Consider the following 25,681-nt stretch of genomic DNA (forward strand, 5'->3'; position numbering starts at 1 on the left):
TACGGTTTAACTGTCTTAGAAAGATAGTGATAGGTTCATCCCAACGCTGCGTGAGCTTGGAAGTTCACCGTAGCCAAAACCTTGTTGATTTCCTCCTTTGGAGTCAATTTCGGGATCAATGTGTGGCGTGTTTTTAAAGATCATCCAAACGTTACGTCCAACAACCGATAGTTTTGCCGACTGGATTTTTACCCTTTTCAACAAAGAGTTGCTGAAAGAATATCCAAGAGAAACTTCACGAAGTTTTACATAACTGGCGTCAAAAATCGCTGACTCATGATAGTTACGGGGATTGCTGTATCCGTAAAGTTGATTGGCTGTCACGATGATGTTGTTAGGAATGTAGGAGATGCTTTTGTCGGCAGCAACTACTTCACGCACACCATTTCCAATCACACCTTCTTCACGTCCAAGAGCAGTTTCGGCGTATTGGCCAGTCCAGCGAGCGGTACCTGTTCCTTCATCATAAATGTCACCGCCAATGCGGGCATCAATCAGAAAGCTCAATGTGATTCCTTTGTAGTTCAAAGAGTTGGAAATACCACCAATCCAGTCGGGCTGAATGTTACCAAGTTTCTGATTCGCCACTGTCACAGGAAGTCCGCTTGCATCATAAATAACCTGTCCGTCAGGAGATTTTTTGAAACCAACCCCGTAGAATGTTCCGTAAGCTTGTCCTACACGTGCTTCTGAGGTCATACCTCTTTGTGTGGCAAGGGTGTAGGTGGTTAGTCCTTCTGCAAGTTCAATTACCTTATTTCGGTTGCGGGAATAGTTTAAAGAAACATCCCAGCTAAACCCATTCGAAAGTTTGATTGGTGTACCTGTAATGGAAACCTCAATACCTTTATTCGTGATTTTTCCGGCATTCAGGATACGCGTGTTGTAACCACTTGCTTTTGAAATTTCAACTCCCAAAATCTGATCACGTGTAGTTTGATCGTAGTAAGTGAAGTCCAAACCCACTTTTCCGCGGAATAAGCGGATGTCCGCACCAAGTTCAAGGCCTGTTGTAATTTCCGGTTTCAGGTTAGAATTGGCGATTTGAATATTCTCTGTGAATTTGGCAACTGAACCATTCCATGAACCGCTCGCAAGGAACGACTGTGCCAATTGATATGGTAATGCATCATTACCTACCTGAGCATAACTGGCGCGAACTTTACCAAATGTTAAAATGTCGCTTTTTACATCCAGTAACTCTGTTACTACCGCACTTAGTGAAGCTGATGGATAGAAGTACGATCTGGCATTACTTGGCAGGGTACTCGACCAGTCGTTACGGGCTGTAAGATCAAGGAACACAGCGTTTCGCCAGGAGAAATTAGCCGTTCCAAATATACTTTGAGTCTCAGATTTAGTGATGTTACTTTCAATGGTATTCTGACTAGGAACTGAGTTTCCTGCATTGTATAAACCATCTACTACCATTTCACCTACGTAGAAATAATTTCTCTTATAATAATTGGTACGTTTTATTCCCCCGAGTTGCACGTTTACGCCAAAATCTTTCGAGATATCTTTGTTGTAAGTCAGGATAAAATCTGAGTTTGTTTCCTGGCTGCGCAACACTTCCTCCGAGAAACGACCAGGCGTGCGGGCACCGTTACGGACTCTGTTGAAGTTAGAAACGTTTATGCGGGTGTCGGACCAGTAATCTGTTCCGCTTCTTACCATTAATGTAAGTGATGGAAGGATTTTGTAAGTCAAGGCGATGTTACCAAGCAATCTGTCTTTCTCGTTTCCGTTTGTAAGGTTTCGCTGAGAAAAGTACGGATTAAGGAAGAAAGTATGTTGCCAGTTTGGTGGATCCGTATCTGTTGCAGGTTGGTTGTGTACTGCGGTGTAATCTTCATAATTACGTAATTGCTCCCATGAAACATGGCGGTGAGACCAGATAAATTCCTGTCCCGAATTATATCCCTTGTGGTCAGAACCAGATTTGATGTATTCCCCGGAAAGCGTGATGTTCAGGTTTTTGGAAAGGTTATAGCCCGAGTTGATACGGAAGTTATTCCTGTGGAAATCGTTGTAATACATTATCCCCTTCTGGTCAACACGACTCAAACCCAGGCGAAAGAATCCTTTGTCATTACCACCTGAAAGCGCAACGCTGTTGGTGATTGTACGGCCCGTTTGCCAGTATTCCTCCCAGTTGTCGGACTGAGGAGTCAGTGGTGCAACTTCGTCACCTGTCCACCACTGTCTCACCAGGCGACCATCCATAGGAGCTCCCCAGCTTTCATCGGTTCCTTCCGAACCTGCCAGAGGATACCTCGAATCATACACGGAACGATATTGAGCTATTTCAGTAGGGTTGCTAATTGATCCGCTCCATCCATTGTTATACCAGGTGCGGTATCCGTTACCACCACCGTACGTGTTCTGAAAATTTGGTTTAATCCAGGGACGCTCAAAAGTAATGTTGGAGTTTACTTCAACTCCCAGACCTTTTGTACCCTGTCCATTTTTAGTTGTGATCAATATTACGCCGTTTGCAGCACGGGATCCGTACAGGGCAGCAGCGTTGGGCCCTTTAAGAACCGACATTTCTTTGATGTTGTCAGGATTTATTTCTGATATCCCGCCGCCCCAGGTTTTGTTGGCTGTTTGCTCCATCGGAACACCATCAATAACGATGAGTGGCTGGTTATTTCCCGAAACCGAGGAAGCACCTCTGATTTGGATGGTTGATCCACTACCGGGACCACCGTTTGACTGTACTCTTACACCAGCAATTTTACCGGATAAGGCATTGGCAACATTGGTTGACCGGGATTCTGTGAGCGCGCTGCCTTTCACTTCCTGCACTGTATAGCCTAATGCTTTTTTCTCTCTTTCAATACCAAATGCAGTCACCACCACTTCGGAAAGCTGTCGGGTATCTGCTTCAAGTTTAATATCAAACTGCGTTTGATTTCCTATGGGAATTTCTTTGATAAGAAAGCCTACGTAAGAAACAACTAATATACCATCTCCTGGAATCGTGACGCTGAATTTTCCATCAGCATCGGCGTTAGCACCAATGTTGGTGCCTTTGAAAATAATAGAAGCACCGGCAAGTCCAAGCCCGTCATCGGACGCTTCTACTTTCCCCGAAATGCTCCTTGTTTGAGCACTTACAAGTGTGCAAAAGCAGCAGGCTAGTAGCAATAGTGGTAAAAATTTACGCATGGGAGGTGAGTGGTGTTTAAGTAGTTAGGTTAAACGCGGCACTGGAAGGAGAAAAGTTATGGCTGTGAGATGTCCACGTTCCCATGCGCCGCACACACTTTCGCGTGGACAGACAAGCACAGCCATAATCTTGCAAAACTGCTTTTCCGGAAAGCAATACCCTCTTCAATCGAGGACGGGCAGGCGGATAAACGCATAACAAAGTCAGGCGTCGACGATCGGCCCGTCCACGGTGAAAATCTAAACTATGTTATAGTAATTATTTCTGTAAGTTGAAACCCCTTCACAGGTACACCGGAGTGCGGTTTCCTGAAAGTTCGGTTCCCTCTTTATATTCGGATGAGTTCATGTGCGGCTGGAACAAATCCGTTCATCAAGAAGTAGTCATTCGTGTAACGACCTTTCAAATATACTGACAAAGGTTAAAATAGCAATAGGATAATTGCATTATTAAGCAATTTTAAAAATAAAAATTGCTTTTAATCTCACATTGTAAAATATTATAGTAATAATCCTTTATTTTTTTTTAATAATCCGTTTTAGTATATATTGATGCAGACTTGGAGTCACATAGCACCTGATGGGTTCTGTAAAAATTGAGAAAAATAGCCGGTCCGCTTTCTCCCTCAATGTTAAGTTGGAATATAAAAAAAACGAGACCCTTAGAAGAGTCCCGTTTGTACAACCTTATTGTATTTTACTAATCTATATACCTTTTCAGAATCGGTTTATAGGAATCTACCCGGCGGTCTCGCAGAAATGGCCAGGTAGTTCGGTAATGATCCAGTTTTTGGAGATCAAGTTCTTCTACATGTATTACTTCCTGATCATGGGGCGCAAGGTACAGCAATCTTCCCTGGGGATTGGCAATGAATGAGCCTCCCCAGAATTGCTGATCTGCTTCACGACCGACTCTGTTCACGGAGACCACATACACGCCATTCGCAACAGCATGTCCGCGCTGAATTGTCTGCCAGGCACCATACTGTTCTTCATTGATAACAGGATCTGTTTCGTTTGTATCCCATCCAATTGCAGTAGGGTAGAACAAAATCTCAGCACCCATCAGGCTTGTAATCCTTGCCGCTTCCGGATACCACTGGTCCCAGCAGATGAGTACTCCTATTTTTGCAAATTTTGTCTTAAAAATCCGGTAGCCGATGGGGTCAGAGGTTTCCTCTGTTTCACCATTAATTGCATCGCCGGGAGTGAAATAGAATTTTTCGTAATAGCCCGGATCATCCGGAATATGCATTTTTCGGTATTTACCCAAATAGGTTCCGTCGGCATCCAGTACTGCGGTGGTGTTGTGATATAGACCATGCGCGCGTTTTTCGAACAGCGAAGCAATAATCACCACACCAAGTTCCTTTGCTAACACACTCAGGGACTCGGTGGATGGACCAGGTATAGACTCAGCAAGTTCAAAGTTTTTATGATCTTCCACATCACAGAAGTACAGCGATTTGAACAACTCCTGTAAACAGATGATTTGCGCTCCTTTGGCAGCAGTTTCCCTTATTTTTAACCTGGCTTTTTCGAAGTTAGCTTCTATATCTCCGGAACAGCTCATTTGAACGATTCCAATATTTGCTTTTTTTGTCATAATAATTTTATCTCTGGTCTTGAATCAACAATTATTACGGAATATCGGTGTTCAGACAGTCCGTGCTTCATGGAACATATTTAAGGCTGTTTCGGCAATGAAAGTTTCATTTTGATCTTTCATACACTTGAAATGCTTCTGCGGACATTGAGCAAGTCCGAAATTGCTGCATGGGTGGCAGGGCAGGTTTGGGACTTCCGCAATTACATTTTGGTCATTTAGATAAGGCCAAACCCCAAAATGAGACGCCGATGTACCTCCCCAAACTGACACGATGGGTTTATTAAATGCCCCTGAAATGTGCATGAGACCTGTATCGTGAGCAATTACCGAGCGGGCATCCCTTAACAGAGAAACCGACTGATTCAAACTGTATTTTCCACAGGCATTAAAAATATTGACACCGCATGATTCTTCTATTTCCCTGGCAGCCGCCACGTCTTCCGGTCCGCCCAGCAATACAATGGGTATATCCATTTTTTTACAAATAGATATAATTTTTTTGGTTGGCAAACGCTTCGTAAAATGCTGTCCACCTATCACAAATGCAGTATATCCGGATTGATGTGTAATGGGAAGCTGGGAAATTGGGATTATCTCATCGTCTGAAATGAAATAATCAACAGGTTTCTGATCGTTCTTTACGCCAAGCGATTCAACGGATTTCAGGTTTCTTTCTACAATGTGAATATCCCGGGGGAGCAGGTCAATATGAAAGCGATTCATGACAAACTTTTCCACGGACAACTTGCGGAATGAAAGCGTTGGTCTCCTCAGTTTGAATCTGAGTAAATAGGATCGTAATGTCTTGTGAAGATCAATGATATAGTCAAAGTTTTCGGCTTTAAACTCTTCCACAAGTTGGTCCAGATTTCCGTCCAGCAAATGAAGTTTGTCGATGTAAGGATTGTGTTCTACAACTGATCTGAACTTTTTCTTTACGACGAAGTGGATTTCAGCATTGGGGTATTGTTGTTTCAGGCACCTTACTACGGGGGTGGTCAGCACGATATCACCAATTGATGAAAAGCGGAGAATCAGAAATTTAACTGGTTTAATCACTATTTTTAGGTTCTTCCAATAATTGAAAAGGCTGCAATTTATGCGGTCGGCGATGTTTCCACCTTTTGTGGCTCCAAAGCCAGTTGTCAGGTTGTTTCAAAATATCCCTTTCCAGCATGTTTATCTGCGTTTCAAGGATATGATTATTCGGTTCCTCCTTCGGAGATTCGGTAATCAGGTCAAAGTAAAATTTATAAAAACCTCTTTTAAACTCATTCCTCAATACGCCCATATAAAGCACCGGGGCGTTGATACGCCTGGCAATGAGCTCCACTCCACGAAAAACACCCGTTTCCTGATGCAAAAAGTTAGTCCAATATGCCTTTTCAGGAACCGGAGACTGATCATTAACCAGAATATAAATAAACGGTTTATCTCTTGGTGTAACTGCTTTTGCAAATGCGTCTTTCATGGGCACCATTTCCGTTCCAAACTGAGTCCTTACTTTTTTGAACCAGTCTTCGAAGGTATTGTTGGCCAACTCATGATAAACGACCACAATTTGGTAGGATAATCTCGCAGATGCAAATAAATTGAGCATTTCCCAGTTTCCCAGATGCCCGGCTACTACAACGAGATTTTTTCCGCGGGCATAATAGTGATCCAGTAAAGAGGTGTCAAATTCGAAACGACTCAGAAGATCACTCTTGGAAATTGAGTTTAATTTGATGGTTTCAAAAATGATGTCGGTGAAGTTACGGTAGTATTTTTTTGCGATTAGCTGAATCGTCTCTTCTTGCTGCTCAGGAAAGCTATTGTGCAAGTTTTCGAGAATTACCTTCTTTCGATAACCGATTATATCAAATATTAAATAACGAAACAGGTCGGATAATTTATACAAGTTCCGCCAGGTCAGCTTTGATATCGCTGTCAGTATTTGAATCAATATTCTTGTAAATACTTTGTTCATTCCCTTGCTGCTATTTCCAAAATAATAGCAATTCACCCTTAAAATTAGTTCCCTTTTTGGGCACTATTTGGTGCATTCGGAAATGGCTCGCCGGGTATTGAATTACATAGATACTTGCTCTGGTTTAAGATTTACAGGCATTTTATGCTTCCAGCGGCGATGGCTCCAAAGCCAGTTGTGGGGTTGCTGACGAATGTTTTTTTCCAAAATAGCTATCTGCTTTTTCAGGATCATATTGGTCGCCATTTCTTTCGGCTCTTCGGTGATAGTCGTAATATCAACCTGATAAAAACCTCTTCTCCCAGGTGTTTTACGGAAGTCTGCATACAAAACGGTGAGGTTGTAACGGCGTGCAATTGCCTCAACACCTCGAAAAATGCCCGTTTTCTGATTGAGAAATGTAGTCCAAAATGCCGTTTCAGGTACTGGTGACTGATCGTTAGCAAGAACGACAACATATGGTTTTTCTCTTGGTTTTTGCAGTTCTCTGAAAATCTGATCCATCGGGACCAGAATGGCGCCAAATCGGGTACGAAGATCAAGAAACCACTGATCAGATTCCTTATTTTGAAGCGGACGATAAACCACGATACATTCGTGGGTGAAACAAAGGGAAGAGAATAAGTTAGCAAGTTCCCAGTTGCCGCGATGGCCCATGAGGTAAATGATATTGGTTTTGGAAGCATAAAAATCATCCATAATACTGATGTCGCCTTGGATACGTTCACGAATCACCTGTGGACTCGCTGTACGGAATTTTATGGTCTCTACAATCAGATCGGTAAAATGCAGTTGAAAGTCCTTTGCTATTGCTTTAAGTTCGGTATCAGATTTTTCAGGAAAGCTATTTTTAAGATTTGTCCAGATCACTTTTTTACGGTATCTCCCGATATCAAACAGGATCCATTTGATGACAACAGATAACCTGAAAGCATTTTTCCAGGACAAACCAGAGAGGGAGTTAAGTAAATAGAGAAAAAATTTCGTGATAATACGATTCATGCATACATTTTTTACAATATTACATATATATGATATGTTATTAAAATGTTAGTTTTTGGTTTCTAATTTAGGTAGTTTCACCTATTCAAACATTTTTTGTAATACGCTGTGTTAGAAGGATTATTTGACATAAAGAACGACCGACGCCTCAGTATGTATCTATACAGAATGGGGTTTGGCATGTGGCTGATGTACCTGGTGTTGGGTGCGCCTGCAATGCGGGCATATGAACATTATCGCACCGACTGTGGCGTGTTATGCTTTTTTTTAATGATCGTAGGTTTTTCAGCATCAATGGTTTATGATTATTTTCACCAGCGGGATGCCTACGAGCAGAAAAAGAAGTGGCTTTTTGTAAGCTATCTTATTTTGGCAGGAATTATTTATTTCTTCGTTCTCGAGGGGAAAAATAATTTTATCGATTTCAAATGGCTTCTACACATCCTTTGACCTTATTCAGGTTGTAGATCCTGCTTTTTGATCATTTTTTGAACTTCTTCAATTGACAAGTCTGGCAATGCGGCCACGGAGCCGATCACGATAATTGCAGGAGAACTTATTCCACTCACCTTCACAAGCGGCTGAATATTGCTGATTTTGCCAGTTACCACTTTTTGCTCAGGAAGAGAGCCATTTTGTATAATAGAAATCGCTTCATCTATTTTACCCAGACCAGCATAGATATCTACAATTTCATGTAGTTTGTGCATGCCCATTAGTATCACTACCGTAGCCGTAGATTGGGCTGCAAGCAGGATGTCCCCAGATAATGCGTGGTCTTTTGTTGTACCGGTGATCACCCAAAAACTTTCGCTGAGTCCTCGCGAAGTCAATGGAATTCCTGCCAATGCGGGAGCGGAATAACTACTTGAAATTCCTGGAATGACTTCGTATTCAATGCCATGCTGTGCTGCAAAAATAATTTCTTCATAACCACGGCCAAAAATGAACGAGTCACCACCTTTTAATCGAACCACTTCACCATATTGATTGGCAGATTCGACAATCAGGTTGTTAATATCGTCCTGTCCGCAACTGGTTTTTCCATAGCGTTTACCAACGAGTATTTTCACACAATCGTCAGGGCAGTGCTCTAAAAGAGAAGGATGAGCAAGAGAATCGTAAAGTACGACTTTCGCTTTTTGAAGTGCCTTGATCCCTTTTAAGGTAATCAGATCCGGATCACCCGGACCAGCACCAATGAGTGTAAGTTTCATATTTAGCTGATAGCTATAAGCTTTAAGCCGTTAGCTTTTTTGAGCAGAATGAGAAAATTTATTGAAGTAGGACAGTTTGTAGGTTGAAGAAGTCAACTTCCTGAAAGTTGACTTCTTCAAAACATTTACCAAGCTTAGCCAGCGAGCTAACGGCTCAAAGCTAATCGCTAACAGCGGTCCGCCGCGCGGCCATCAGCTGTTAGCTGTCTTTTCCGAATGAAAGTTCCTGCAATACCAGCTCGCTGTTTTCCATCAACTGGGCACCACGTGTTTCGCGTACGAAGTTCAGGAATTGCTCCGCTTTTTCCAGGAAGTAAGTGGCGAATTCCTCGGTTGGCTCAAACTTATTGATACTGAAAGCCAGTGAACGGAAAGGCGTTTCTGCCTTATCGTCAAGTTGGAATTCAGCAGGGGTGTCATACTGAAATTCTTTCCCAAAGTTTGCTTCAAAGTCATTAATGATACCATACTGTGTGTTGGTATTCACCTCCTTGGTCATCAGTAAACCTTTTGCTCCCGTGATAAGCACGTTGTAGGCATGGTAAATCGCATCAGCCCAAATACCCGACTGGTAGTTTTCTTTGGCAAGATTCAGTTTCTCTTGACCCTCTGTAATCGTTGTGGCAACAAGATCGACCATCACACTCGCACATTCTCCAACACCGATCTCCGTTTTAAAGAGTTCATCGTGATCCCAGTCGCGGTAATCATCATCCTGAATTGTCGAAAGATCAGCGATTGGTTTCAGTAATTGGAAGAAATAATTCTTGGTTTGACGCTGATAGTACTGGTTGAAATATTCACCATCAAAAGAGTTGGCTTCGTAATCATTAAAAATGGTACGAAGTGCTTCCGGCCCACGTTTGGTAGGAACTTTGATCACTTTATCGCCGATCAAACCAATGCCGTCACCTGTAAATCCACCGCCCAACAAAACTTGTAAAGCAGGAAGAACCAATTTGCCGTTTTTGATAGAACTGCCATGGAAACCGATATTGGAAGCATTGTGCTGACCGCAACCATTCATACAGCCACTGATCTTTATTTTGATATCCTGATTGTATAACATTTCAGGGAATTCGTCTTTCATGACGTCTTCCAGCACTCGTGTAATTCCATAGCTGCTGGAAATCGCCAGGTTACAAGTATCCGTTCCCGGGCAGGTGGTAATGTCCATGGTGCTGTCAAATCCAGGAGTTGCAAGTCCAAGATTGTTCAGCTCTTTATAAATTGCAACCAGATCTTCGCCTTTAACAAAACGTAAGATATATCCTTGGTTTACCGTAACACGAATGTCATCAGCAGCATATTGGCGAACGATATTTGCCAGACTACGAGCTGTATCAGAGTGCATATCACCCAATAAAACACGAAGTTGAACTGCATACCAACCTTTTTGTTTTTGTTCAAAAGTGTTGGTTTTGAGCCATTTTGTGAATGTTGCAATATCTTCAATCCCATTTTCAGAAGCAATTTTCAAAACTTCTTCTTCGCTGATCGCAGGGCGGGGAGCATGGTTGATCGATTCGGCTTCATTGGTTCCAAACAGATCTTCAGGAATTGTGAAAATTTTGTGCTTAACCGCTTTACGCTCCTCGGCCACTTTTTCCATCATACCTTCCAAGCCGAAGTCATTCAGCAAAAATTTCATCCGTGCCTTGTGACGACGCGTACGCTCGCCATGGCGGTCGAATACACGGAGTAATGCTTCAATGAATGGAATTACGTTTTCTTCTTCAAGAAATTCAAAAGCAGTTTGGGCTGAAAAAGGCTGTGCACCAAGTCCGCCACCTATGAGTACTTTGAAACCTTTCACTGTTTCTCCGTTTGCGTTTGTACCCAACTTTGCGATAAGCCCAACGTCATGAATAAAGGCCAATGCAGAGTCTTTTTCAGAAGAAGAAACGGCAATTTTGAATTTCCTTCCCATATCCTGATTGATCGGGTTGCGAAGGAAATAACTGAAAATAGAATGTGTAATTGGCGTAACATCAAAAGGTTCGTCAGGATCAATTCCTGCAACAGCTGATGCGGTGACATTTCTGATGGTATTACCACAAGCTTCTTTAAGCGTAATTCCGGCATCTTCCAGATCCGCCCAAAGCTGTGGAGAATCGGATAGTTTTACAAAGTGCAGCTGAATATCCTGACGTGTGGTTGCATGTAGGTTTCCCGTTGCAAATTTGTCAGAAGTGTCAGCAATGCGAACAAGCTGATCGGCGGTAATACGTCCATAAGGAAGTTTGATCCGGATCATTTGTACACCAGGCTGGCGCTGACCATAAACTCCGCGTGTCAGACGAAATTTCCGGAACGATTCTTCTGGTGTTTCGCCGCTGTTAAACGCACAAATCTTGTTGTTTAGGTCAATGATATCGCGCTTTGCAACGTCCGATACCTTTTCTGAAATTACTAAATTGCTCATGGTGATCTTAACTTTATCCTATCGGAATAGTATATTAATATTAAATTGAAAATCTTGTGTCTGTTGCGTGAGTAACAGCCTCATGCTTCGTATCTACAAGAATTTTGGAATAATATATCTTTCAAAAATGTCAGGATAAATCACTGACGGGTATTTTATTATGGTAAAATGCTCCCTAGCACTTTACCAGTTTGATGTCACCCTGCGCGGACGGGGTCGCCCGTGCGATCGAAGGGTGTTTTTGGTATTTTAATATTCTAGCCCGGACTTCGACTCCGCTCAGTCTGACAACTGCTTTAAGCGTCACTGATACTTGATCGCGGCGTTCAACTTTTACTCAATCATACAAGCCCCAACTGTAACATTGGATGTCTCATCAATTAGAATGGCAGCTCCGTTGGCTCTGTTTTTCTTATATGGATCGAATGCAATAGGTTGTGCTGTACGCAAAACAATTCTTGCAACGTCATTCAATTTCAAATTCTCAACGTCTTCAAGTCTCTCGTACGAATTGATATCAATCTGATATTCAATATCTCTAACCGAGCAGCGCGATCTTGAAGTACCGTGCTGAAGAACATATTTGTTACCTGGTTTCAGCGTTTTTTTGTCATCCATCCAACACACAATCGCTTCCAGATCCTGGCTTACGATAGGGGAGTTGTTCAGTGAAACGATTGAATCTCCGCGGCTGATGTCAATGTCGTCTTCCAAAAGGATCGTTACAGATTCCAGAACAGACGCACTTTCAATTTCGTTTCCTCCAAATTCAATTTTAGCGATTTTCGACTCCTGCTCAGAAGGAAGCACTTTAATAGCATCTCCCTTTTTGAAAGTCCCGCTTTGAATACGGCCAGCATATCCGCGGTAGTCGTGAAGCTCATCAGTTTGAGGACGAATTACATATTGCACAGCAAATCGAGCATCTTCCTGATTCTGATCTTTTAAAACATTTACTGTTTCAAGAACCGAAAGCAAGGTTTCACCTGTGTACCATGGCATGTTTTCTGAGCGGTCAACGATGTTGTCGCCGTTTAATGCACTTACCGGAATAATAGTAAGGTCCTTGATATTCAGCTTTTCAGCAAGTTCTTTGTAAGCCGTTGCAATCGCAAGGAAACCATCTTCGGAATTCCCGATAAGGTCCATTTTGTTAATTGCGACAATTACATGCGGAATTCCCAACATGGAGGCAATTAACGAGTGACGACGTGTTTGCTCAACAACTCCGTGACGTGCATCCACTAAAATGATGGCCAGATCCGCATTGGAAGCACCAGTTACCATGTTACGGGTATACTGAATGTGTCCAGGTGCATCGATACTGATGAACTTGCGGTTTGGAGTCTGGAAGTATTTGTAAGCCACATCAATGGTAATGCCTTGCTCACGTTCCGAACGCAGACCGTCAGTCAATAAAGCCAGGTCAATTTCACCAACGTTCCGACTTTTGCTCGCACGTTCAATGGCTTCCATCTGGTCAGCCAGAATATTTTTTGTATCGTAAAGCAGTCGCCCGATCAATGTGCTTTTGCCATCGTCAACGGAACCTGCTGTTATAAATCTTAGTAAATCCACTTTTTTAAAGTTAGAAGTTAAGAAGTTATGTAGTTAAAGGAGTTAGGATCCCGCTTTAAACAAAGCTCTTAACGTATTTGAATTATTATCCTTGGTATTTTAAGCGATGAAAATATTCTTAATTCTTAATTCATCATTTTTAGAAATACCCCCCCTTTTTCCGGTCTTCCATTGCTGCTTCCGTTTGCTGGTCGTCTATGCGGGTTTCGCCGCGTTCGCTGATTCTTGAAATGGATATTTCCGCAATTACTTCGTCCAGTGTTGATGCACTTGATTCAACAGCAGCTGTACAGGTCATGTCACCCACGGTACGGAAACGAACCTGACGTGTTACGATCTGGTCGTTTTCGTCTTTTTCGATTACAGGAGTATTGTTAAGCAACTTCCCGTCTCTTAAAATAAGGGAACGTTCGTGTGCAAAATAGATGGATGGAAGCGCAATTTTTTCTCTTTTCAAGTAGGCCCAAACATCAAGTTCAGTCCAGTTAGAGATCGGGAAAACACGAACGTTTTCGCCTTTGCTGATACGACCGTTGAACAGATTCCATAGCTCAGGACGCTGACGTTTCGGATCCCACTGACCAAATTCATCTCTGAACGAGAAAATACGTTCTTTCGCACGTGCTTTTTCTTCGTCACGGCGAGCACCACCAATGCAGGCATCGAATTCAAATTCTTCTATGGTATCAAGCAAAGTAAAAGTTTGCAGCCAGTTACGACTTGCATTTTTACCAGTCTGTTCTTTCAGACCTTTTGCCTTAATAGTATCTTCAACATAACGCACAACCAGTTTGGCACCGATTTGCTCGGCCAACTGGTCACGGTATTCAATGGCTTCAATAAAATTGTGTCCGGTATCGACGTGCACAAGAGGGAAGGGGATTTTGCCCGGAGCAAATGCTTTTTGCGCCAACCTGACCAGGGTAATGGAATCTTTTCCACCTGAAAACAACAAAGCTGGACGTTCAAACTGACCGGCCACTTCGCGCATAATGTAAATCGCTTCCGCCTCTAACTGATCCAGATAATCAGGAGTTTTGCGTCTTTCGTCCGCTTCCTGATCGCTGATATCCGACACATCTTTAACTGAAATTGACATATTTTTTAGCTTTTAGCTATGAGCCGCGCGGCGGACCGCAGTAAGCTCTTAGCTTTTAATTAATTCTAATTTGGAACTATGTATTTACTTACTCTGATTGTTGCTAACAGCTATTTCGCGTGCAAACCACACTCTTTTTTCGACTCATCTTCCCACCACCAGCGTCCGGCGCGAAAATCTTCGCCTTCCTGAATGGCGCGTGTACATGGTGCGCATCCAATACTTACGAAACCTTTATCGTGCAAAGGATTGTAAGGAATACCATTTGACTTTACATAACCCTTCACTTCTTCAAATGACCAGTCCAGTATCGGGTGGAATTTGATAAGGTCGTGTGCTTCATCAATTTCGAGCTTGCTCATTGACTGACGGTTTCCTGACTGTTCAGCCCTGATACCCGTTACCCATATTTTGGCTCCTTTCAAAGCTCTGTTGAGAGGTTCTACCTTACGGATGAAACAGCATTCTTTCCTGTTTTCAACGGAATCATAGAAACTCAACGGGCCTTTCGTACTTACCAAAGTTTCAGCAGCGCCCGTTTGCGGATAAAAAACCTTGATTTTTGTATCGTAACGGTTATTGGTTTTTTGCAGTGTCATATAGGTTTCGTTGAACATCCTGCCCGTATCCAAAGTGAAAATGGTAATGTTCAGGTTGTTCTTTAAAATGAAATCCGTAATGACCTGGTCCTCATAACCCAGACTGGTCGAAAATACCACTTCGCCAGGAAACAGATCAGCCAAAATGGCTAGTGATTCTGTTTCACTTTTGCCTTCAATGGCGGCGTGTAGTGAGGATATGTTTGTGTTCATGGTGATTCGCCTGCTAGTTTGATTGCCTCCTCAACAGTTTTAGAATTGATTCGGAAATCGGTACTTAATATCTTATTTAATATTGCCTTAGCGGATGGAATATTTCCTCTAAGCTTTGCCTTGATTATAACTCCAATTGTGCCCGTAATCTTTAAGCCTAACTTTTGAGCTAATTTTCGAGCTTTTAAATCGTCAAGGATGACGGTTGCATTGTCTGTTTCAATTGCCAAAGCCAATGCGGTAGATTCTCCTAAATCAAGAGAATCTTGTAGTAATAATTGCAATCCTCTATCTTTTAATCCTATTACTTCAATCCAATCCGGCAAATCTTGGTTAAATTCATTAGCGATTTCAGGTGTAATAAGAATCCTATTGTAATTGAGTTTAAGAATTGCTAATTCATCCACCTTGCTCAGCAGAATTAAACAACTTGTATCCGCAATCACCAAGCTTTCAGGCATTACTTACATCTGCATTTAAATCCTCAAACGATTCACTGAAAACTGAAAAACCAAAGCGACCCATAACTTCTATAAATGTTCGCTTGCTAACTCCAACAATTTCGGACGCCTGTCCCAAAGTGACCTTACCACGTTCATAAAGCTGACCAGCGAATATCATCTTCAACTCAAACTCTTCAGATTCGACTGATTCAGGTAAAGTAATCGTAAGTGTCTTCATAAGAACATTATTTTTACTCCAATATAGCACTTTTGACCGAGACCTCTATTGCGTTGGTGAAATCTTTGATCAGGTCTTCAACGTCTTCCAAACCAACAGAAATACGGATCAAACCCTCTGTTATTCCCAAAGCCAGTTTTTCGTCTGGTTTCAGTTTTGCGTGAGTCGTCGTGTACGGATTCGTTACAATGGTACGCGTATCACCCAGATTTGATGATAACGATGCAATTTCCAGAGCAGCCATAAAAGCGGATACTCTTTCAAAACCACCTTCTAAATCTATTGTAACGATGGCACCACCGGCACGCATTTGTTTTTTAGCTAGTTCGTGCTGTGGGTGAGAAGGTAAAAACGGATATTTAACCATTTTTACATCCGGATGTTTATCCAACGCCTGAGCGAGTTGCAATGCATTCGATGCATGTTTTTCCATTCTCAGGTTCAGGGTCTCAAGGCTTTTGCTCAACACCCAGGCATTGAACGCTGACATGGACGGCCCGGTCTGACGGCAGAAAAACCGCAATTCGTTAATATATTCTTTCTTGCCAACAACCACACCGCCAAGTACACGACCTTGTCCATCCATGTATTTGGTTGCTGAATGTACAACCAGATCAGCTCCGAAATCAACCGGATTTTGCAGTGCAGGGGAGGCAAAGCAGTTATCTACATTGAAAATAAGATTGTGCTTTTTGCAAATTCTTCCAATCATTTCAAGATCAACCAAATCCAAACCCGGATTTGAAGGCGTTTCCAGATAGATCATTCTTGTATTCGGTAATACCGCCGCTTCCCAGTCAGCTTCGCTGGCATCGTGATCCAGGTAAGTATATGTAATGCCCCATTTGCTGATTATCTGCGTAATAATCTGATGAGCAGAGCCAAATAAAGCACGACAAGCCAAAATGTGATCTCCGCTTTTTAACAACGCAGCCATACTTGCAAACACAGCAGCCATACCCGTAGCAGTTGCCACACCATCCTCACAGTCTTCAAGCAGACAAACCTTGTCTACAAATTCCTGCACGCTTGGATTAGAAAAACGGCTGTAAATATTCCCCGATTCCGTTTCTTCAAACAACGCTTTTCCCTGTTCAGCACTTTCGAATGTAAAACTGCTTGTAAGGAACAACGGCGTGGAATGTTCACGGTACTGAGTCTTTTTTGTTTGCGTACGTATTGCTTTTGTCTGCTTTTTCATATTAACTAGCTGTAAGCCATTGGCGATTAGCCGTTAGCTTGGAAATGAATATTTCTTATTTTAATTACCAATTGGACCTTGTTCGCACTGAGAACCCTATTGTTTTTTTAAGATGCGAATCCGCATTCCTTTCATTTAATAATTCGTTTATGGCAGATTGGCTAACTGCCAATCGCTGATAGCTTTCAGCTAAAAAGAACCATGTAAATAATTCTCATACTTACGATAATGACAACAGTTCCCACCATAATCATCATTGTTTTTATAGGCAGTCGGCGGGACAATGTTGCTGCAATTGGCGCAGCCACCATTCCACCTAAAATTAGTCCTAAAACCACTTTCCAGTGCGAAAAACCGATAATGGTAATGAACGTTACCGAGCTTGCAAGAGAAACAAAAAACTCCGCAAGATTCACCGATCCAATGGTATATCTTGGATGACGGCCTCTTGCAATCAGTGTTGATGTTACAATGGGTCCCCAACCTCCTCCGCCAATCGAATCCAGTGTCCCTCCGGCCATTGCGAGCCATCCAATCTTTTTAATCGGGCGTTTTTCAATACGTTTCTTCAACGCTTTTTGAACAATAAGAATTCCCAGAATAAGGGTATAAACTGCCACCAACGGTTTGACAATGTAAATGTATTTTTCAAGTGTAGATAGCAAATAAGCACCCGTAATAGCGCCTAAAACACCGGGAAACAGGATTTTCTTGAATAATTTACTGTTTACGTTTCCAAATTTAAGGTGCATATAGCCCGAAACCCCACTTGTGAAAATTTCCGAAGTATGTACGCTGGCACTAACTGCTGACGGCGGAACGCCTAGTGTTAGCAAAAACGTAGCGGCTGTTACACCGTACGCCATACCCAAAGCGCCGTCAATCATTTGTGCCACAAAACCTCCGAGCACGTAATAGAAGAATTCCTCATTCAGTTCGAGCTCATCCCATAGTACAGACAAGCGATCATAAGTCAGATAAGTGAAGAGCAAATGCCCAACAATCATCAGAGCGATCGCTGAAAAAATATTAACAAATATTTCCGTTCTGGTTCGCTTACGTAATGTGGCAGCCCATATTTTCTCCTGAACAGTTTCCCAGGTAAGCGGAACTTTTGGTGCTTTATGTGCTGGTGTTGAAGTGGTGTTTTCTGATTTGTGGAATATGGAGTCGGATTCCCCCGGTAAGTCTCTTAAATAAACTTTCTGCCCCTTTTCTCTTGCCAATGCTGCCAAACGCCGGTCTTCTGCCGGATCACCGCTTGCAATGTAGGCTACATCTATAGATTGCCAGTCAGCCGGTTTGCCGATTTCAGATGAGGGTATAGAGTCCACCGCTTCCTTCAAAGTCTATGTAGTATACTATTATTATAGAGTATATTTTCAATAAAATAGCAAACAAGTGTTTGCTATTCAGGCTACAAAAGTAGAATCAAATTATTAATTTTCAAAGAGGGAGGCCGGATATGGTGCCCGGATGGCGGTTCTGAACTTTATTTAAAATCATTACATACATTGCGCTTTGATTACTTCATCTCATGAGCAAACTATCCATTCACGACAATTTTATCCGATCTATTATGTCCGATAAAAATGTAGCAAGAGATTATTTTAAAGGTTTTCTGCCTGGTCTTGTCAGGGATTTACTTGACTTAGATTCACTTGAACAGAGTACTGACACGTATGTCTCCAAAGAATTACATAAAACAATGTCGGATATTGTTTATACATGCCGAAAAAAGGATATGGGTGAACCTGTGAAGATATGCCTGTTGATTGAGCACAAAAGTTATGTCGATCAGAATACGCCGGTACAAATTGGTGGTTATATTTTTGCCGGGTTGATGAAGCAGGTGGTGAATAAAGAGTCAATTTCAATGATTATTCCAATTCTGCTTTACCATGGGAAGAAGCGTTGGGAGTACCAAACACTATCAGACTTATTTGTAAATTTGGAACCAGCTTTACGAAGCTTTGTTCCCAATTTCGATTATATTTACAATGATTTGGGTGAGATAAGCGACGAACAGATTGAGCTTTTAGAGAATAAATTTCTTGTTGCTTCTATGCTGGCACTCAAATACAGTTTTAACAAAAAGTGGTTGGAGTTAAATGCGGTAAGATTGCTTGTGTGGTCCGACGGTATTGATGGGAATTTGCAAAGTGGATTTATTGTTTACTTGTTTGAACGAAGTGAATTGAAAGAAAATAATATTGTTGATATTCTTGAAGCTGTACCGTTTAAAATTAAAGATAAGGTTATGAGCACGTTGGACATTTTTGTAGAAAAAGGTAGGAAAATTGGCTTGGAAGAAGGAATTGGGAAAGGTATTGAAAAAGGACTAGAAAAAGGCATAGCTCAGGGGAAATCAGAATTTGTGTCAAACCTTTTGAAAAATACCGATTTTGACCATACCAAAATTGCAGCTCTGGCGAATGTGTCACAGGAGTTTGTAAGAAATGTTCAGTTGAATCTTAACAAATAGTTCACCACCAAAGATTTTATAAAACCCGAATCTCCTGTCAATAATCAGGAGGTTCGGGTTGTTTTTTAGTAACACCTCACTTCCATTAATGCAACAGGTACGTCTGTTGCTGATCCTGAAAGTCTGATCTTCAGATGCTGCGTAGTAACAGGTTTTTTTAAGTAAATTGTTCTTTTGCTCTGATGGTTATTCTCAATGGTTCCAACTACTTCATCATTACAAGTAAGCACCTGCAAATCCTGTACACAGAAGGGCATTACCGTTTCAGGGTGGACATAAATAACATTTTCCATCGGATGATCATAATCGGAATCAAATACGAAATCTACCCTTGAAATTGTTGTTGGTTCATTCCAGCTAATGGTCAAAAGTGGAGTTTTGTCTTTCGTGTCAGCAACCCAGGCATTAGGTTGTGAAATGGGGCGGTGCAGGCCATTTGTAATATTTTCTGTACCAAAAACTTCCAGCGATTTTCCGAATTTCATGGCAATATTTCTCCCTTCGGGGCGGCGTTGCGGGCACCAGAATTCAAATGTATCCACACCGATATCTTCCGTTGGTTGCTGCTTTCCGTAATTGGACACAGCTGGATTGGTAGCGTTGAAAACAGAAACCAATCCCGTAACCCTCATTTCGCTGTACCGGATTTTAACCTGCTGGTTTTTCATGAAACAGACAAATGCATAACATGTTTCATCAAAATCCACAGACCAGTTGACAGTGATTTCCTGTTTTCCTTTTTTGAGCTCAAAAGCCTGAAAGTCAATCGTAACGTCGGGTGTATGGTTGAAATATTTACTGCTTTTTCTTAGCTCAACCGCTAACGTTGTATCCGTTTCTGCTTCCACCTGAAAAGTTACTGATGGCATGTAGCCTTTAGCTATTGGAAGCATTTGCGCGACGGAATCTTTGATAACCGCCCAGAAATCTGAACCTGGAAGTTCAGTCAACTTTAAGGTTGAGGATGCCTTTATTTCCACTGCTTGTGTTACCAGATTCTCTCTGTCGGCAACATCCGTTTGAGGAAGATATTGTCCCGAACGCCATAAAGCCAGTTGTAGTTGTTTAATATATTTAGTCCCCAATTCTCTTGGCGTGCAATCATACTTTTTACAAAGAGCCGCTGCAACTGCAACAGCCTGCCCGCCAACGGCGCTTGTTGCCATCACCCGGGTAGATGCGAAAGCCACGTGCGTAGCGCTGATAATCCTTCCGGCAATGAAAAGGTTGCTTATATTTTTACTGTAAAAACATCTGTAAGGCAGAGAATATACGCCTTTGCTGTGCCATTGATTGCAACCTGACTGGTCGCTGTAAATTCCATCGGCAGGGTGTAAATCGAGACTCCAACCACCGAATGCAACAGTGTCTTCAAAGACTTTTTGCTCTACAACATCCTGCTGTTTGAGCATATAATCACCTTCAAAACGCCTGCTTTCACGCTTTCCGGGAATGGTGCCGACCCATTCCAAAGTCATATTTTCAGCTTCGGGGAATTCACCTGAATTTTTGATGTAGTTCCAGGCTCCGTAAACTACTTTCCAAAGTTCCCATTTTATCTTCTCAGTGTCATGTACAGTATCAAGTCGGCCACCGTATTCGAGCCACCATAACCGGCAGCCAAAATCTTTGGGATTGAATGTTTTGTAACGAGGGATGTCTTTGATGTCCTGCAAGGCAAACGAGGGCGGAACAAATTTTACAGGCCGACCTGCATCTTTGGAATAGAAGTACATAGAATGTCCTAGCAATTCACCATAGGCTTTGTCCGGTGCGAATTTCTCGCCGAATTCTTCCATTGATTCCGCGCCCATACGGAATGCTGCTCCGGCCAGAAAACCCACAATTCCATCTCCTGATGCATCACAAAACAGTGGAGCTGATAATGTGTACTGGGTACTGTTTTGGCTGCAAAAGGCATGGACAGCAGTGATTTTGTCTTCATCTGCGCTTCCTTCCTGATTCTTGTCAAGATCAAAAACCGCGGTGTTGAGAAGCAATGTTATGTTCTTTTCCTCCACTACTTTTTCCAACAGAACCGTATCGAAAATAAGTGGATTGCCATCCGGATTTCTGTAAATGTTTTCGAGCATGATCTCGTCAATCACACCACTTTCGCGAGCCCAGCGGTTGTTGTTCCCCATGTGCGAAGTAGCGCCCAATATCCAGAGACGGACTTCACTTGAACAGTTGCCTCCTAAAACCGGTCTGTCCTGTACCAAGATTACTTTTATCCCCGCTCTTGCCGCTGTAATGGCAGCACAGGTTCCGGTTAGTCCGCCTCCCACGATAACAAGATCCGACGAAATTGAAGCCGATTTTGGAGTTCTTTTGTATGTGTATTCTTCTTTTAGCATTTTGTTAAATGTTTTTTGCCAGCCTGGTATTAAGTTAACAGTATGGAGTTTAAAGTAAACAGTATTAAGTGCTTGTAAAAAAGCGTATTGTGTTAAATTTAAGTGATAGAAACAGGCTTTGTTTAGCACTAAATACAAGTTCAAATACAAGACTTTGCGTCCTCTGCGTATAATTTCTTTACTCTGCGTGAAATCCTTATTTCTGTGGCCAATTACTTTGTATAGTTTATTTTAAATCAATTGTCTCGTCCAGAACTTTGAATCCTGTTGGTTTGAAAATGTTTATTTTAAGATTTTTGTCAAATCCTTTCACCGCAATCTCAATTTCCTTGCTTTCGCCGGGATTAAGGTTGGGAATGTTGACAGATTTTCCAGAAGTTTGAATGTAGTAACCCTGAATAGCGTAGGCCGGGAAATCATTACGGGCGGTTACTTTCAAGGTCAGCACATGCTCTCCCTGATCGCCAACTTTAAACCCTGTTTTTTCGATTGTAACTGGCGACATTTCTTTTTGATATACATAATAGGCAGGCCGTAAACTTCTGTCGGGGCGGACAATTCCCCAGGGACGGTAGCCATTGGGATTGGATCCATGGAATCTGCTTTGATAGTCATTGTAGGTCCACCAGGAGGCGCCTATTACGTATGGCCTCTTGCGTATTTCGGCAACAACCTCTGAAACATGTTTTGCCTGAACAACCTCACTGGACCCGAAATCATGTTCCGATGATTTTAGCAGTCCTTGGGTCGTTTCTTCCTTACTATCTGCCCGCAATCCCCATTCTGATATTAGTATCGGTTTTTCGGGATAGAGTGCATGAATGTGATCCAGTGCTTTTGCATGATTCCCGTAGGTGTTGGTGCTCACGAAATCTACATACTGACTTGCTTCGTCTTCCGGTTTTTTTGGAAGCGTGTTTAATAGCATCGTTGCAAAAGTATAAAGCCTGGTTGGATCAAGGTTGCGGGCATAATCGATCATATCTTTTGTCCACCGTTGTCCTGCATCACCCAAAGAGTTATATTCGTTACCAACACTATATGCGATCACACTTGGGTGGTTCCAGTCGCGTTCGGCCATTTCTTTAAATTGCTGGTGGAAATTTTTTCTGATTGTATCATTGTTCATCAGCTTTGGCGTGAGCTGCCAGTTTCCGGCTTCGGTGATGATCAGCATCCCGTATTTGTCTGCCAGGTCGTAAAAGTGTTCCGAAGGTGTGTAGTGTGTAAGTCGGTGAAACTCCATTCCGGCCTCTTTCATCAGTCTGAAATCCTTTTCTATCAGCCAATCAGGCTCTAAAGATCCAAGTTTGGGGTAGTCCACAACGCGGTTTCCGCCACCTAATTTCAAAGGCTTCCCATTCAATTGAAGCTGTACATTTTTGATCTCAACCTTACGTATTCCAAAATTACTTGACAGGGTATCTGAGCCTAAGAATGCCTTCAATTGATAAAGGTTCGGATCATCCAGGTTCCATAGTTTGACCTGTGCCGACGTCAGAGCTGTTTCGGATTCAACAATTCCTGTCTGACCCGGCTGAATGGTAACCGATTTTGTCTTCCATTTTAAAGGAATTTCTTTCTGATCAAAACTGACTGAAATACCTGTTTTCGGAGAAACTGGTTTTGTAGAAGCATTGCGGATCCGAAGTTGAGTTTTGATCGTGGCTGTACCTTTTTCAAGATCAGGAAGTGCATCAATCTTCATGTTTTCAGAGTAAACTTCTGATTCTATCGTGAAATAAACCGGACGAATCAGACCGCCATAATTCATCCAGCCTACGAAAGGATCATTTACTGCGTTGTCGTCTTTGGCACCAGGAATGCTGCCTGGTTGCCACGTATCATTATTGACAGATACTGCTAAAATGTTGTTGCCTTCTTTTAAAAAATCAGTGACGTCGAAGTGGAAAGGAGTATAACCTCCTTCATGTGAACCTACTTTTTGTTCATTGAGCCAAACATCGGTTTTGTAATAAGCTGCATCGAAATGCAGGATTACTCTCTTATTGGTAGCCGGTTTCCACGTAAATGGCTTTCTATACCAAACCGTGCCTGTGTAAAATTCATATCTTTTGTCCACAGAAAAGGAGTGTGGTACGGTCACTTTATCGAACCTTCCGCCCTGAGGAACGTTCTGCATGTACCATTTTCCTGGAAGTCCCATGTTAGCAGGATCAAGCGCAAATAACCATTCGCCATGAAGCGGAATCGCGTCGGGGCGCCGGATGGAGTATTGGGCAAAAGAACTTTGCGCAATGCATAAGATTAAAAGGAAGAAATGTTGAAATTGAAATCGTTTCATGTAAGATTTTGTCAATTAACAGGGTTTGGAAATTCAATGGGTTGACTTTGCATCTTTATCTTCTTCGAAGCACTGTAAGGAATCAACGTTGCTACCAGAATTACCCCGGCGATGATGGCGGTAATTTCTGCTCCGGAAGTTGTGAAAGTACTGAGTACAAACAGTATGACAGAGGTGAAAAGCAGGGCTCCTGCAATTACCTGCAAGCCGAATTTGTTCTGACGTTTAATCTCCAATGCCTCTTCTGGTGTTGCTTCAATCAGATTGTCAACCCGTTTTTGCTCCCTTGAAACCTGATACGTTAAAAACTCCTGTGCGGTTTTGTCTTTTGATCTTGCCCAAAGTTCATAAGCGAGAAGCAGCAATAATGGAAGCCCAACGCCCAAAATGTTTTCCATTGCCCGCGACAGCTTGAAATCGAGCAGCAGCGGGGCCAGTACTTTAAAGAAAAGGTTAACTGAAAGACCGATGCCGGTAACCCACAGCGTTACTTTGCTGGTCAGCCTCTTTGAAAACAGAGCCCAAAGGGGAGGCGCAAGCAAGGGGCCGCCGGATACGGCCGAAATACTCAGAACCACCTCCACAATGCCACCTGCCAGCGGAACCAGCAAAGCGATCCCGATCATACCCAAGCCAAAAAACCAGGATGAAGCTCTTGCCACGCGAATGAGCTGTTTATCAGAAGCAAGCGGATTAACCATCCCTTTGTAAATGTCATTGGTAAATACCGCAGAAACTACGTTGAGCGCTGTGTTTGCACTGGCAGAGGTAGAAAAGTACATACCCGTAAGCATCAGCCCAAGTAAGCCCGGAGGCAATACGAGTTTGCATATCATCAGATAAGCATTTTCAGTATCCATACCTGTAAGCGACGGATTAATTGCCTTGTAAATCATCGGAGGAAACATCCAGATCACCGGGCTTATCAGGTACAATCCGGCAAAAAGGAACGCTACTTTTCTCGCTGATTTTTCACTGTCCACACTCGTGTAGCGCTGCACCATGGTCCAATTTCCACCTATATAGCAAATGTGGTAAATGACGTAAGCGAGCACGAACCCGATCGTGTATTCACCGTTGAGCAGATTGAAAAAATCGTCGGGAACGTTCTGAGTGAAACCTTCCCAGCCGCCCACTTTGTCGAACGACAACGGCAGCAGAATAAAAACTGCGGCACATAAAACCACGAATTGAAGAATGTCTGTTACCATGACAGCCCAAAGTCCACCAACTGCGGTATAGGCGATCATAAACAATCCCAGTGCAATGGTGCAGGGCATCAAAGGTAAATCCAGCGAAGAACTCACTAGTCGTGCCACGGGATACAAAACCGAACCTTTAATGAAAACGGATACGAGTGTAAAGATGAAAATATAGGTTTTTTGAACAGGCAGGCCCAGCCGTTCACGTATGAATTCTGCTGCTGTAAGTGCACCTGTTCTTTTCCAGTAAGGTGCAAGAAAAAGACCCGTTACGAGCGCTCCAATACACATTGTCCACTGAATAGTGATAGCAACCCAGCCGTGTTTGTATGCAATAGATCCCCAGGCGACAAAAGTCCCGGCTGAAAAGAAACTCATGAACAGCGATAGTCCGCCAATAAACCAGGGCACGGCTTCTCCTCCTGCGAAAAAGGATTTTAAATTTCTGCCCGTTCTTGCAAAAAGCAAACCTATTGCCAGTACAAAGGCAGAGAAAACGGCAATTACGATGGTATCAATAGTACTGTTCATAAATTAGGCTGTTGGCTTTCAGCAATCAGCTGTC

At 42.5% G+C, this 25,681-nt stretch carries 19 protein-coding genes; 2 read left to right on the forward strand and 17 right to left on the reverse strand.

What is annotated here, in order from left to right; translation table 11 throughout:
- Positions 1–15: 15 nt before the first annotated feature.
- From LZG71_RS10165 to LZG71_RS10185, 5 genes are all read right to left on the reverse strand, one after another.
- Entirely contained in the window at positions 16–3,174 is a 3,159-nt protein-coding gene (locus tag LZG71_RS10165) for a SusC/RagA family TonB-linked outer membrane protein (RefSeq protein WP_233820014.1), read from the reverse strand.
- A gap of 700 nt (positions 3,175–3,874) precedes the next feature.
- A complete protein-coding gene (locus LZG71_RS10170; protein ID WP_233820015.1) occupies positions 3,875–4,780 on the reverse strand; it encodes a carbon-nitrogen hydrolase in 906 nt (301 codons plus the stop codon).
- Between the two features lie 51 nt (positions 4,781–4,831).
- Positions 4,832–5,842, reverse strand: a complete 1,011-nt coding sequence (locus LZG71_RS10175; RefSeq protein ID WP_233820016.1) for a glycosyltransferase family 9 protein — start codon at positions 5,840–5,842, stop codon at positions 4,832–4,834.
- On the reverse strand, positions 5,835–6,752 hold the full coding sequence (locus LZG71_RS10180) for a lysophospholipid acyltransferase family protein (RefSeq protein WP_233820017.1): 918 nt from the start codon (positions 6,750–6,752) through the stop codon (positions 5,835–5,837). Before LZG71_RS10180 ends, LZG71_RS10175 begins: the two co-directional genes overlap by 8 nt.
- 102 nt (positions 6,753–6,854) lie before the next feature.
- Entirely contained in the window at positions 6,855–7,754 is a 900-nt protein-coding gene (locus LZG71_RS10185; RefSeq protein ID WP_233820018.1) for a lysophospholipid acyltransferase family protein, read from the reverse strand.
- 153 nt (positions 7,755–7,907) lie between these two features.
- On the opposite strand from LZG71_RS10185, the gene LZG71_RS10190 reads away from it, so the two are divergent.
- Positions 7,908–8,204, forward strand: coding sequence for a hypothetical protein (locus LZG71_RS10190; RefSeq protein ID WP_233820019.1), 297 nt, complete (start codon positions 7,908–7,910; stop codon positions 8,202–8,204).
- 2 nt (positions 8,205–8,206) lie between these two features.
- Here the strand turns inward: LZG71_RS10190 and cobA are convergent, their stop codons facing one another.
- From cobA to LZG71_RS10235, 9 genes are all read right to left on the reverse strand, one after another.
- Positions 8,207–8,971: a uroporphyrinogen-III C-methyltransferase gene (gene cobA, locus LZG71_RS10195; protein ID WP_233820020.1), complete on the reverse strand. Its 765-nt coding sequence runs from the start codon at positions 8,969–8,971 to the stop codon at positions 8,207–8,209.
- Between the two features lie 199 nt (positions 8,972–9,170).
- Positions 9,171–11,396, reverse strand: a complete 2,226-nt coding sequence (locus LZG71_RS10200) for a HEPN domain-containing protein (protein WP_233820022.1) — start codon at positions 11,394–11,396, stop codon at positions 9,171–9,173.
- 333 nt (positions 11,397–11,729) lie between these two features.
- Positions 11,730–12,974 carry a sulfate adenylyltransferase subunit 1 gene (locus tag LZG71_RS10205; RefSeq protein ID WP_233820025.1) on the reverse strand — a complete coding sequence of 415 codons (1,245 nt, stop codon included), beginning with the start codon at positions 12,972–12,974 and terminating at the stop codon, positions 11,730–11,732.
- Between the two features lie 139 nt (positions 12,975–13,113).
- Positions 13,114–14,073 carry a sulfate adenylyltransferase subunit CysD gene (cysD, locus tag LZG71_RS10210; RefSeq protein WP_233820034.1) on the reverse strand — a complete coding sequence of 320 codons (960 nt, stop codon included), beginning with the start codon at positions 14,071–14,073 and terminating at the stop codon, positions 13,114–13,116.
- Between the two features lie 110 nt (positions 14,074–14,183).
- A complete protein-coding gene (locus LZG71_RS10215) occupies positions 14,184–14,885 on the reverse strand; it encodes a phosphoadenylyl-sulfate reductase (RefSeq protein WP_233820036.1) in 702 nt (233 codons plus the stop codon).
- A complete protein-coding gene (locus LZG71_RS10220) occupies positions 14,882–15,346 on the reverse strand; it encodes a DUF3368 domain-containing protein (protein WP_233820045.1) in 465 nt (154 codons plus the stop codon). Before LZG71_RS10220 ends, LZG71_RS10215 begins: the two co-directional genes overlap by 4 nt.
- Positions 15,339–15,566, reverse strand: a complete 228-nt coding sequence (locus LZG71_RS10225) for a UPF0175 family protein (RefSeq protein WP_233820047.1) — start codon at positions 15,564–15,566, stop codon at positions 15,339–15,341. Before LZG71_RS10225 ends, LZG71_RS10220 begins: the two co-directional genes overlap by 8 nt.
- Positions 15,567–15,579: 13 nt before the next feature.
- Entirely contained in the window at positions 15,580–16,767 is a 1,188-nt protein-coding gene (locus tag LZG71_RS10230) for a PLP-dependent aspartate aminotransferase family protein (protein ID WP_233820053.1), read from the reverse strand.
- Between the two features lie 185 nt (positions 16,768–16,952).
- Positions 16,953–18,113 (reverse strand): sulfite exporter TauE/SafE family protein, encoded by a 1,161-nt coding sequence (locus LZG71_RS10235; RefSeq protein ID WP_233820055.1) that lies wholly within the window; start codon positions 18,111–18,113, stop codon positions 16,953–16,955.
- 191 nt (positions 18,114–18,304) lie between these two features.
- On the opposite strand from LZG71_RS10235, the gene LZG71_RS10240 reads away from it, so the two are divergent.
- A complete protein-coding gene (locus LZG71_RS10240) occupies positions 18,305–19,252 on the forward strand; it encodes an Rpn family recombination-promoting nuclease/putative transposase (RefSeq protein ID WP_233820057.1) in 948 nt (315 codons plus the stop codon).
- Positions 19,253–19,317: 65 nt separating this feature from the next.
- Here LZG71_RS10240 and LZG71_RS10245 read toward each other — a convergent pair whose 3' ends face one another.
- The 3 genes from LZG71_RS10245 to LZG71_RS10255 form a co-directional block, all read right to left on the reverse strand.
- A complete protein-coding gene (locus LZG71_RS10245) occupies positions 19,318–21,609 on the reverse strand; it encodes an FAD-dependent oxidoreductase (RefSeq protein ID WP_233820059.1) in 2,292 nt (763 codons plus the stop codon).
- Positions 21,610–21,835: 226 nt separating this feature from the next.
- The gene (locus tag LZG71_RS10250; protein ID WP_233820069.1) at positions 21,836–23,914 is read right to left on the reverse strand and encodes a glycoside hydrolase family 2 protein; all 2,079 of its coding nucleotides are present in this window, start codon (positions 23,912–23,914) and stop codon (positions 21,836–21,838) included.
- Between the two features lie 11 nt (positions 23,915–23,925).
- The gene (locus LZG71_RS10255; protein ID WP_233820071.1) at positions 23,926–25,647 is read right to left on the reverse strand and encodes a sodium:solute symporter family protein; all 1,722 of its coding nucleotides are present in this window, start codon (positions 25,645–25,647) and stop codon (positions 23,926–23,928) included.
- Between the last annotated feature and the right edge of the window lie 34 nt (positions 25,648–25,681).

It is taken from the genome of Dyadobacter sp. CY312 (genome assembly GCF_021390535.1).
Taxonomy (GTDB): Bacteria; Bacteroidota; Bacteroidia; order Cytophagales; family Spirosomataceae; genus Dyadobacter.